The organism is Paenibacillus sp. Aloe-11, assembly GCF_000245715.1.
GTDB classification, from domain to species: domain Bacteria; phylum Bacillota; class Bacilli; order Paenibacillales; family Paenibacillaceae; genus Paenibacillus; species Paenibacillus kribbensis.
Genome location: NZ_JH601048.1, coordinates 137,057 through 148,531 on the forward strand (window position 1 = coordinate 137,057; position 11,475 = coordinate 148,531).

Below are 11,475 nucleotides of genomic sequence, written 5' to 3' on the forward strand. Positions count from 1 at the left end.
TTCAGGTTCATGGATTCCTTCAAGATCGGAAAGATCGCAGGAATGACCGATTGAATCGAGTCATTGAATAGATGGACGAAGCTGATCGCAATCAGAATCGCAAAAACGGTGCCTTTCGCTTGCGGCTCCTGAAGCGGGAGCGATTGGCCCGTTTCTTTTTTTGCTGCAGATTTAGTAGTCATGGCAACCTCCGGTTATGTATGTATGTTTTAAGATATAGGAAGCGATCCGTTTGCAGCAAATGGCTGAAAGTGGAGTAAAACCTGTCTTTGCTCGGTGCTGCTAACCCATACGGCTGTATACTCGATATTGCTTGATTTAATTCGGATTTTGTCTCATGGAAATCCAAATGTTAATCATTTTGAAACCGATATAAATGGAATAGGGAAAGAAAAGGGGAGCTAGCATGAGAAAAACAGGGATAATTGTACTGGCCGCAGCGATGGTCTGTGGAGCGATAGCAGGCACTACATTAAACAACGGGTCAAAAGCGGTAGCGGCAGAAACAGCGACGGATGTAATCACAAACAATTCTTGGAAAACCGCTAAAATCATGGATGTAGTCGACCGGGATAACTACCTACTGGATGACGGTTCTTTATGGAGAAAAAGTATAGATGGCCCTGTTATTGAAAAATTGAACTTGAAGGGAATTACAGGCAGCAAGGATGAGCGTGTAGACTATTACGGATGGACTCAGGACGGAAGGGTAGCTAATTGGGATAATATTTCCGATCATGCAACAGTAGCGTCTCAGTCCTCAGGAGTTAAAGAGATTACCGGAGAGGGCTTGGCTATTAAAAACGATGGGACGGTCTCTTGGGGAAGAACAAAGATCGAGGGAATATCAGATGCCATCGACGGCGATAAGATAAGTACCTACTTTACCGTTCTGACTCGATCCGGTGATGTATGGTATTCCACAGGTTACACAGGATCCAAGCCGCGCAAGATAGGACATGTAGACCATGCGCTCGATATCAAAATGAGTACAGCGTATGCTGCGGTGCTAAAGGAAGACGGTCATGTCACGATGCTGGATATGCTGACGAATGAACCGCCGCGTGAAGTGGGAAGTGATATTGCCTCGATATTATGGAAAAAAGGCACACATGTCTTGATAACCGTACATCAGGACGGGACGGTGTGGAGCTATGATCGGCTGAAAAAATATCCGGCGGTACAGCTTAGCGGATTGTCTAATGTTGCACGGCTGGTTGATTCACCTGACGAGCTTTTTGCACAATTAAAGGATGGTTCATGGGTCGGCTATAAGGACGGTATTACGACTCCTTTAAGTTTACCTACATTAATAGGGATGGCCCTGTTGACGACCTCCAAAGAGGCTGCGATCGGTGACAGCATTCAATTGAATGTGCAGGAGACGTATTCCAATGGGTATCGACTCACACGGCATCCCGAGGCCAGTGAAATTGAAGTAGAGAAGCCTCAGGTTGCCGAGCTGCAGCAGGACGGCTCAGGCAAGCTCAAAGTACGGGGCATTGGCAGCACCGTCGTATCTTTGCGGACCGAAGGATTACCATCATCTTTTACCCTGAAAGTAGCGTCTGATCAAACATTGACCGGGGCGGCTGTGCTGAACGGCAGTGTGTATTTGCCTGTGCAGTCTGTGTTCAAGACGCTGGGCGGATCGGTTACTGTGGCCAATCAGACATTTACGATCAAGCTGGGGAAAAATAATATTGTACTCCAAAAAGGGAGTTCTTCTGCGCTGGTGAATGGCAAACCTGTTGCGCTGAAAGGCAAGATACAAACAGTCAATGGACAGGTGGTGTTCCCGGGAACATTGCTAAGCGATCTGAAGCTGGGTGGCTTCAAATGGAATCGTGATCGGCAGCAGGGGGAATTATCTGTGGGGGCAACCAAGCTTGTGATCGAGACGCCGGAAACGGCAAAAATTATCAAAGCCATTGATCTGGGCAGTCTGTCCAAACTCATTGGCAAAACCTATTGGGTCAATAACTTCTATAACGCAGGAGAGCGCTTTGGCAAAGTAACCGTTAAAGATATCGAGGTCAGTACGGACCCGAATGGCGTTAAATCGTATGAAGTTATTTTTCAGGGCGCCAATGGCGTAACTTATAACACGTTTTCCATGGTTGGAGCTTCACGCATCCCGCAAATGCTGTCCGATTCCGATCAATTCCTGACTTACGATCCCTACAAGAAATATCAATGGTCGCAAGCCATTTGGAATAAGATTAAAAATAATGAAGTCAGCTTGGGCATGAATACGACGCAAGTGCAGTTCGCATGGGGAAACCCAACAGTCAGAGAAAAGGGAACTGCTTCAAACGGAACCCAAGTCGAAGCCTGGGTATACGGCAACCGTAGTCTTTATTTTAAAGCGGTGGGTTTCGTAAATGGCAAAGTTATAGAGGTATGGCTGTAAGGTTAATGACGTTTCCATAATAGCTTGAACGAGGGTGTCTCAAGAGCCGAATAAGCGGCTTATGAGATGCCTTTTTTATTTTAACAAAACCATGCTCATTATTTAACAAATGCAAGATATGATTTTTATGCCGTACACCTGTTGTGTGGATGAACACAAAGCAAGTATGAAGAGCATAAGAGAGGATATGATTACACAATGAAATTGCTAAGAAAGCCATTATCTGCTGCTTTATTATCTGTACCATTACTTTTAGGTTCTCTGGGAGGAAGCTATGCGAGTGCGGCAAATCTACCAACAACGGTATCTCCATCCGAACCGTCCGGAGGATATTTTGTAGACCACTATAAAAATAATACCTCCGCCAATAAGACAGAAAGCTCTAATCCGACCCTCAGATTGCTCTCTGGATTTACCAAGCTTTGGACTCCCGGGGCGACTTGGGATACGGGCACCAAGCTAAATAGCAGCGTGCTGGACGCCAATATTCAAAAAGTGATTGATATAGCAGCTCGCCGCACTTCCAGTGAGGCCGATGCGGCTTATTTGGATGATCGCAGAAATCAGAGCTACAGTGTGATTGACGGTCTGGGTTCGCTTACCGATGTATATCGAAAGAATGCAGGGGCAACTACAACAATCAACGACGTTCCGTCAGATGCCCTGACTAAAAAATATGAAGATGAGGGAACCAATGCAGGGAGTACAAGCTCCAGTCTTGGCAATATCGTGAAATTGGTCAATACCCTGCGTGGTGATTACTCTTCGACAAGCTCGGCCAAGGCTTACTTTAGCTACCCTCGTCCGTTTCGCTGGAGTGATAATTCAGTCGTAGTTCCGACTCTGCTGCCAGCTCAAAATCCAGACCCTAGCAAGGATGGCGGTTTTCCTAGTGGTCATACCAACGCGGCGTATCTCAGCGCCATTGCTATGGCCTACGCTGTACCAGAGCGTTACCAGGAACTGCTGACGCGAGCTTCGGAGCTGGGCAACAATCGTATTGTGGCTGGTATGCATTCACCATTTGATGTGATGGGAGGTCGCGTCATGGCAACGGCGACGGCAGCTGCCATCCTGTCTGATCCGGCCAATAGCAGCTTGAAGAAAGCAGCTTACCAGGATGCTCATAGTACATTGTTAACGCAAAAGGGGACAGCCCCGAATCGGTTCAGCAATTACGCTGCCAATAAAAAAGAATATACCCAACGATTGACCTACGGATTTAGTCAGATTAATCCGACGACTACACCCATGACGGTACCTAAGGGAGCCGAGGTGCTGCTAGAAACACGTCTGCCTTACCTTGACAGCACACAACGCCGTTGGGTATTGGCCACTACAGGTCTTCCATCCGGTTATCCCGTGCTTGACGATGCCGAAGGATGGGGGCGACTCAACCTGTTTTCCGCCGCGGACGGTTATGGAGCCTTTGCCAATCATGTTACCGTGACCATGGACTCCTCCAAAGGCGGTTTCAATGCATTGGACCGCTGGCGCAACAATATCTCCGGCGTTGGCAAGCTGACTAAAAAGGGAACAGGTACGCTAAAGCTAATGGGCAACAATACGTATTCCGGCGGTACACAGCTTGAGCAAGGCATTCTGGAGGGAAACTCGGAGACGGCCTTCGGAAGTGGGGATGTTACGAATAATGGAGGCACTCTCCGCACCAATACTTCCGGCAAGCTCGTTATTGGCGGTAATTACAAGCAAGCTGCCAAGGGAACCCTTGAACTTCATCTGGACAGTAAAAATGACGTGCTCAAAACGAAGGGAACAGCCGTACTTGGCGGAAAATTGCGTCTGAATTTTTCAAACAAATATGTACCGGCTAACGGTGCCACGATCTTGACTTATGGTAAACGGAATGGAGCATTTTCTTCCGTTGAAACGTCAGGTTTGCCGAGCAAATATAAAGTAAAGGTTATCTATAAAGCGGACAGCGTTCAGTTAAAAGTGACAAAATAACCAAACAGGACGATTAAGAAGTGCACCTTTGGAATACACCGGATCAACCATGAGGTTATCCGGTGCCCATTCTGGAGGTGCATTTTGCTGTTTAATGATGTGGGCTGGTTTATAGCCAAGGGTATAAAAAGGTCAAAATTTGACCTTAATGTAGTAAAATAATCGCGCTGTTTGAAAGCGCAGTCATGATATTCTTAAGAAGCATATTGGTCAAAGTTTTAAATGTTTAGACTAACTAAGAGGAACAGAGGAAAGGAAGAGACTGATGAGTCTTGAAAAAGAATACGTTAAAATAGCCCAAGATGTAATTAAAGGGCTTGGCGGGGAAGACAATATTATTTCTATGGCACATTGTGCCACACGGCTAAGACTGATTGTAAAAGACAGGGACATTATTGATGATGAATTTATTGAGAATATTGATAAGGCCAAGGGGGTATTCTTTACATCCGGACAATATCAAATTATTTTTGGAACCGGTACCGTAAATAAAGTTTATGAAGCGATGGTCGGCCAAAACGTATCTGCTACATCCAAGGCAGATCTGAAAGAGAAGGCTTCAACGCAAGATGACAACTTTTTCAAAAGAATGATCCGGGTTTTCGGGGATGTATTCGTTCCCATTATACCTGCATTGGTAGCTACAGGATTATTCATGGGAGTTAGGGGCTTGGTAACTCAGCCTGCATTGCTTCAGCTATTTGGGCTTACACCGGATCAGATTTCTGCGAATTTTATATTATTTACGCAAATACTGACCGATACCGCATTTGCCTTTTTACCCGTGCTGGTGTGCTGGTCAGCGTTCAGAGTGTTCGGCGGGTCGCCTATCTTGGGGATATTGCTCGGATTAATGCTGGTAAGTCCTTCCTTGCCTACATCCTGGGATGTCGCTCAACATGTCAAGGAGCCCCTTTTATTTTTGGGATTCATTAAAATTGCAGGCTATCAGGGCTCGGTTCTGCCGGCGTTCATTATAGGGATCGTCGGGGCGATGCTGGAGAAGAGAATTAGAAAATCCGTTCCCGAGGCATTGGACTTGATTCTCACACCGTTTCTGACATTGTTGCTCACACTGGTACTGGGCTTGTTCGTGATCGGTCCCATCTTCCATGAGGTGGAGGTTTTAATATTAGCGGCAGTTACAGCTATTTTGAAATTGCCGTTTGGCATTGGCGGGTTTATTTATGGTGGCATTAATCAGATTATTGTCGTTACCGGACTGCACCATGCTTTGAACCTGATAGAAATACAGATGCTGGTGGATAGCGGCTGGAATATGGTCAACCCGATCAGCTCGGCGTCGATTTGTGCACAAGCGGGTGCGGCGTTGGCCGTCGGCCTCAAATCGAGAAGATTAAAAACCAAATCTATTGCCTATCCTTCTGCCTTGTCTGCATTGTTGGGCATTACAGAACCGGCCATTTTTGGGGTGAATATTCGATATGGCAAGCCATTTATGATGGGCTTGATTGGGGGAGCGGTTGGCGGATTTTTCGCACGTATCTTTAATGTTCAAGCAACGGGCATGTCGATTACAGCCATCCCTGGATTGTTATTGTATCTGAATAATCAGATTTTTCTGTATATTTTAGTTTGTTTAATCGGTTTTGGTGTAGCATTTGCATTGACATGGATCTTTGGGTTTAAAGAAAAAATAGAGAACAAATAAAATTTGGTGGAGAGAATCATGGACAACAAAACACTGCTTGATAAATTGAATAGTCTTTCAATAGAAGAGAAGATTGGCCAGCTCATCCAACTGACCGGTGATTTTTTTGAAGGCGATATGGATACGGTTGTGACGGGCCCTCTCAAAAAATTAGGGTTAAGCGCCAGTTACAATGTTTATAACACCGGATCTATATTGAACATTACCAATCCGGAAAAAATTATTCGCCTGCAAACGGACTATTTGGAAAAATCGGTTCATAAAATTCCACTGCTGTTCATGGCAGATATTATCTATGGGTATCGAACCATCTTCCCGATTCCAATTGCACAAGCTTGCAGTTGGAACTATGAGGGGATAGAACATGCGGCGTCGGTTGCTGCTCGGGAATGCTACGAGGAAGGTGTTCACGTGACCTTTTCCCCTATGGTAGATATCGTTAGAGATCCCCGCTGGGGGCGGGTGATGGAATCGCCTGGAGAGGATACATTGCTGGCGCGGAAATATGCGCAAAGCGTGGTTCTGGGAATCCAGGGAAGGAATGTGGAGAGTACAGCCGTGCCGGCCAATAAAATTGCCGCTTGCGTTAAGCATTTTGCCGCTTATGGAGCGCCTGTCGCCGGACGTGAATACAATGCCGTGGATATGTCGGAGCATGCATTGCGGGAGTATTATTTACCCGGGTATCAAGCTGCAATAGAAGCGGGTGCCAAGCTCGTCATGACGGCTTTTAATACCTTGAATGGTATCCCGGCGACTGGAAACGAATGGCTTAACCGAGATGTGCTAAGACAAGAAATGAATTTTGACGGTGTGTTGATCTCGGATTACGCCGCTATAGAAGAGTTAATCATGCATGGTTATGCCAAAGACGAGGCTTCCGCCGCAAGGCTGGCACTGCTGGCGGGTGTGGATGTGGATATGAAGACCGCAATATACGCTAATCAATTGGAGAATGTAATATCTGGTAACGTCCATATGCTGGAGCTTCTGAATGAAGCTGTATACCGTGTCTTAAAGCTGAAAAATGATTTGGGGCTGTTTGAGGACCCGTTCCGCGGATTACAGGAAATCGTTAAGCTTCCAACAAGCAGCATTTTGTCAGATGATCATAAAAAAGCAGCGCTGTCCTTGGCAGAAGAATCCGTTGTGCTGCTGAAAAATGAACATGAATTGCTGCCATTGTCGAAACATACCAAGGTAGCCCTAATCGGTCCTTATGCAGAAGAAAACTCGACCCTGGGTATGTGGGCCATTAAGGGGGAGGAGACGGATACCGTTAATTTGAAAACAGGGCTGTTAAAGCATGTTGATCCCGACAATCTCACAGTTTGCAGAGGGGCATACATGATGCCCGTTCATGCGAGGAAAAACCTTGGCAAATATGCGGACAAGCTGGCTGCTGAAACAATCGATGAGGAAGTCCTGCTGCAACAAGCGATCCGGAATGCTAACGAAGCGGATGTCATTGTCCTCGCCTTGGGAGAAAGTATATATCAGAGCGGAGAAGGAGGATCGCGGACGAACCCGACGCTTCCGGAGCCGCAATTGAAACTGCTCCATGAATTAAGCTTATTGGGCAAAAAGATCGTTCTGATCGTATATAGTGGAAGACCTTTGATCCTTACCGATGTTGCTGAAAAAGTTGACGCCATTGTTCAGGCCTGGTACCCGGGAACGATGGGTGGAGAAGCGCTGGCCAATATATTGTATGGGAAAGTAAATCCGTCGGGGAAATTAGCGATGACCTTTCCACGCAGCGTCGGTCAAATTCCGGTGTACTACAATGAGTTGAATACAGGAAGACCGAATCTAAAGGAAAATGGCACTTATCGATTTGCGTCCCGATATATAGATGAAGTGAATGAACCGTTGTATCCGTTTGGCTATGGTAAATCCTATACCTCCTTTGAATACAGTCTATTAACCCTCAGCCCAAAAGAAATGAAAACAAATGAGTCAGTGGATATCCGTATATCTGTGTCCAACACTGGAACCCATGATGGGAAAGAAACGATCCAATTATATATTCGCGATAAATTTGCAAGTGTTGCAAGGCCTGTTAAAGAATTAAAAGATTTCAAAAAGGTTTTTTTACAAAGTGGCGAGACTAAAATTGTAGAATTTTCTATTGATGAAGACATGCTTAAATTTCATGGACGTGGAATGGAGTACAAGAGTGAGCCTGGCGAATTTGATGTTTATATCGGTTCTAGCTCACAGGAAATTTTGCTGAGCTTTAGTTTTATATTTTTACCGGAGGATAAACATGAATAAAAGTGACAGTTATAATCTTAAATATCATATTACCCCTCCTTACGGGCTATTAAATGATCCTAATGGACTTGCCTTTTTCAATCATCAATACCATGTGTTCTATCAGTGGAATCCAAAAGGAACCGAACATAAACATAAATGCTGGGGTCATGTTGTTTCCAGTGATCTGGTGCATTGGCAAAGGAAAAGTGTCGCGCTGGAGCCTTCGGAATGGTATGACAAGGATGGCATTTATTCCGGCGGGGCCATAGTTCATAATGAACAGCTGTATCTGTTTTATACAGGAAATGTAATCAGGGATGATGGAGTAAAAGAAAGCTATCAATGTGCAGCCATTTCGGAGGATGGTGAGCATTTCCAAAAAATTGGTCCTTTGTTTGAACATCCCGAAGGTTATACCAGGCATGTCCGAGATCCGAAAGTATGGAGAGACCGGAACGGGAACTGGTGGCTGATCGTTGGCGCTCAAAGAGAAGATTTGACTGGAGATACGCTTGTCTACAAATCTACAGATTTGTCCGATTGGGAATGCCAGGGCTCATTTTTTGATCATGAGCATGAATTCGGATATATGTGGGAATGTCCTGATCTACTTCATTTTACGGAAAATGATATTTTTGTTTTCTCTCCTCAGGGTTTACCGGAGGCAGGCGAATATTATAAAAATCCTAATCAATCGGGATATATGGTTGGGAAATTATTGGAGACAGGGAAATTCAGCGGAAACCTATCCGATTTTAAAGAGCTTGATCGAGGATTTGATTTTTACGCGCCACAATCGTTTAGGGTAAATGATAGAACGATTATGTTCGGATGGATGAGCGCCATGAATGAAGAAATGGAAAAGGCTGTTCCGACCATTCAGAAAGGCTGGATTCATGCATTGACTCTTCCTAGAGAAATAGTGCTGATGAACGGTGTGTTGTACCAGAAACCATTGCCGGAATTACAATTGTTAAGACTGGATGGCGCGCATTATAAGGGGAACATTCAAAGTGGTGGGTGGCTGCTGCCTTCCTTGCAGGTGGAATTCATTGTTCATTTTTCGATGCTTACACAAAACTTCAAAATGATAATAAGAAACGCTGTGCAAATTGACTATAATTCGGAAGAAAACAGTCTGACCGTATGGAGAACCAACTGGTTGACGAACCAGAGGGAGTACAGAAAAGCAACATTAACGAATAGACTTGCAGGAATGCAAATATTCATTGAAAGCTCAAGCCTGGAGATCTTTGTGAACGAAGGCGAGGAAGTGTTTTCTCTACGTTATTTCCTGGAAGATACGGAACAACGCAGTGTGCTGCTTGAAGCAGGAGACAATGAAGGAAAAATTAAGATATATCAGCTTCAGGAATGTACAGCATAAGAGCGGAGTGCAGGTGTAAAGTCCAGGACCAAGGTCAAGAAGGAGAAGCTCCTGCTTGAATTTGATATAAATTAGTAAAACTAATCATTCACCTGCAAGTGCTGCAAGTAGGCAAGGAAAGGCTGTTCATTACTCCGTTTGCGAGAAGAACGGCCTTTTTTGTCTTGGTTGCTGAATAGATTTCAGCTTGTCTGGGCATTTTACTATCGGTATAGTATGAGTATTAGAGTATGTGGCTTAATATAAGGTACTGTTGATTACTCATAGCTGGTTGATGAGGTGTCGTATGAAAAAAATATATGAGCATATTGAAATAGACAGAAGAAAAATGATTAACCTCTTTATGTTTCAATCGACAGATACAGAAAGAGTCATCCCCATGCATTTTCACAGTAATATGGAATTAATCTACTGTACAAGTGGAAGTCTCAAGGTGTGGCATGAAGGAAAAATAACCATTTTGATGGAGAAGGATGCACTGTTTATTAATAGCAATGTGCCGCATTCCACACAGAGCATTACGGAAAACCAAGTCGTTGTATTGCAATTTCCAGACACTTTTTTTGCCAATGAACAAGTAATCATCCAATTAAACACGCAAGAGAAACAAGTTGAACATACTATACTTTCTAAATTAAGAGAGTTGTTTATGGATATATATAACCTGCATATCTCCAAAGGCAAATATGACTATATTTTAGAGCAAAGCCGAATTATTGAGCTTAAATATTTGCTCGTTAATCATTTTAGTCAGGCAACAGGCATACCACCGGAGGTATTTAGTGAAAAGCAGCGAAAGATCAAGACAATCATGGATTTTATGAAAGAGCATTATACTGAAAATATCAGCTTGGCCAAAACGGCTCGAATCTGCGGTTATTCGGAGGCCTATTTGTCGAGAATGTTTCATGAATATACAGGTCAGACGTTTACGGAGTACAAGCAAATTCTCTGCTTGGAAAAGGCAATCGATTTATTGGAAACAACGAATAAGTCACTTACAGAAATTTCTTACGAGGCCGGCTTTCCAAACGAGAAATCTTTTAGAAAAGCCTTTAAGGAAGTTATGGGTAAAACGCCTTATGAATACAAAAAATCAAAATTTGATATAGAGCCATCCTCCTCTTCGTAAATACCAAGGGGCTGTCCCTGAGTCATTGTAAGACTTTTACAGGACAGCCCCTTGGTATTTTTATGCTATGTCAGGAGAGCAATGAGCTTATCGGTTATCCACCGTCTCCGGGTACATATCATGATTCATCATGCGATGCTCGGCCATTTGCTCATACTTGGTTCCCGGTTTGCCGTAGTTCGTATAGGGGTCGATGGAGATGCCGCCGCGCGGCGTGAACTTGCCCCATACTTCGATATAACGCGGGTCCATCAGCTTGATCAGGTCATTCATGATGATGTTGACGCAATCCTCGTGGAAATCACCGTGGTTGCGGAAGCTGAACAGGTACAGCTTGAGGGATTTACTTTCTACCATTTTAATATCGGGAATGTAGCTGATGTAGATGGTTGCAAAATCAGGCTGTCCTGTAATCGGACACAGGCTGGTAAACTCCGGGCAATTGAATTTTACAAAATAATCGCGGTACGGGTGTTTATTATCAAAGCTTTCGAGAATGGCGGGATCATAGGCAAAGGTGTATTGTGTGCCTTGATTGCCAAGCAAAGTAACGTCGGTCATTTCTTCAGGTTTTCTTCCGGTCATGTTAGGTTAGGCTCCTTAAGATTAGTTGGGTAAACGAGATGGGAGTTATGGTGGTGAAG

At 44.4% G+C, this 11,475-nt stretch carries 7 protein-coding genes and 1 pseudogene; 6 read left to right on the forward strand and 2 right to left on the reverse strand.

Going from position 1 to position 11,475, the window contains the following annotated elements:
* Positions 1–182 (reverse strand): annotated as a pseudogene (locus WG8_RS28045) (MFS transporter); the annotation flags it as partial.
* A gap of 224 nt (positions 183–406) precedes the next feature.
* On the opposite strand from WG8_RS28045, the gene WG8_RS05565 reads away from it, so the two are divergent.
* The 6 genes from WG8_RS05565 to WG8_RS05590 all read left to right on the forward strand — a co-directional run bounded on the left by WG8_RS05565 (position 407) and on the right by WG8_RS05590 (position 10,831).
* On the forward strand, positions 407–2,413 hold the full coding sequence (locus WG8_RS05565; protein ID WP_007429137.1) for a stalk domain-containing protein: 2,007 nt from the start codon (positions 407–409) through the stop codon (positions 2,411–2,413).
* Between the two features lie 198 nt (positions 2,414–2,611).
* On the forward strand, positions 2,612–4,381 hold the full coding sequence (locus tag WG8_RS05570) for an acid phosphatase (protein ID WP_007429138.1): 1,770 nt from the start codon (positions 2,612–2,614) through the stop codon (positions 4,379–4,381).
* A 265-nt stretch (positions 4,382–4,646) separates the two neighbouring features.
* A complete protein-coding gene (locus WG8_RS05575; RefSeq protein ID WP_007429139.1) occupies positions 4,647–6,053 on the forward strand; it encodes a sucrose-specific PTS transporter subunit IIBC in 1,407 nt (468 codons plus the stop codon).
* Between the two features lie 18 nt (positions 6,054–6,071).
* Complete coding sequence (gene bglX, locus WG8_RS05580; protein ID WP_007429140.1) at positions 6,072–8,330, forward strand: beta-glucosidase BglX; 2,259 nt, start codon at positions 6,072–6,074, stop codon at positions 8,328–8,330.
* On the forward strand, positions 8,323–9,699 hold the full coding sequence (locus WG8_RS05585) for a glycoside hydrolase family 32 protein (protein ID WP_007429141.1): 1,377 nt from the start codon (positions 8,323–8,325) through the stop codon (positions 9,697–9,699). The genes bglX and WG8_RS05585 overlap by 8 nt, the downstream gene beginning before the upstream one ends.
* Positions 9,700–9,985: 286 nt before the next feature.
* The gene (locus WG8_RS05590; RefSeq protein ID WP_043890813.1) at positions 9,986–10,831 is read left to right on the forward strand and encodes a helix-turn-helix domain-containing protein; all 846 of its coding nucleotides are present in this window, start codon (positions 9,986–9,988) and stop codon (positions 10,829–10,831) included.
* Between the two features lie 87 nt (positions 10,832–10,918).
* On the opposite strand, the gene queF is transcribed toward WG8_RS05590, so the two are convergent.
* Positions 10,919–11,416 (reverse strand): preQ(1) synthase, encoded by a 498-nt coding sequence (gene queF, locus WG8_RS05595; protein WP_007429143.1) that lies wholly within the window; start codon positions 11,414–11,416, stop codon positions 10,919–10,921.
* Positions 11,417–11,475: the final 59 nt, after the last annotated feature.

Coding starts and splice junctions, on each gene's coding strand:
- WG8_RS05590 (WP_043890813.1), top strand. CDS start 9,986: ATGAAAAAAATATATGAGCATATTGAAATAGACAGAAGAAAAATGATT.
- WG8_RS05585 (WP_007429141.1), top strand. CDS start 8,323: ATGAATAAAAGTGACAGTTATAATCTTAAATATCATATTACCCCTCCT.
- WG8_RS05570 (WP_007429138.1), top strand. CDS start 2,612: ATGAAATTGCTAAGAAAGCCATTATCTGCTGCTTTATTATCTGTACCA.
- queF (WP_007429143.1), bottom strand. CDS start 11,416: ATGACCGGAAGAAAACCTGAAGAAATGACCGACGTTACTTTGCTTGGC.
- WG8_RS05565 (WP_007429137.1), top strand. CDS start 407: ATGAGAAAAACAGGGATAATTGTACTGGCCGCAGCGATGGTCTGTGGA.
- bglX (WP_007429140.1), top strand. CDS start 6,072: ATGGACAACAAAACACTGCTTGATAAATTGAATAGTCTTTCAATAGAA.
- WG8_RS05575 (WP_007429139.1), top strand. CDS start 4,647: ATGAGTCTTGAAAAAGAATACGTTAAAATAGCCCAAGATGTAATTAAA.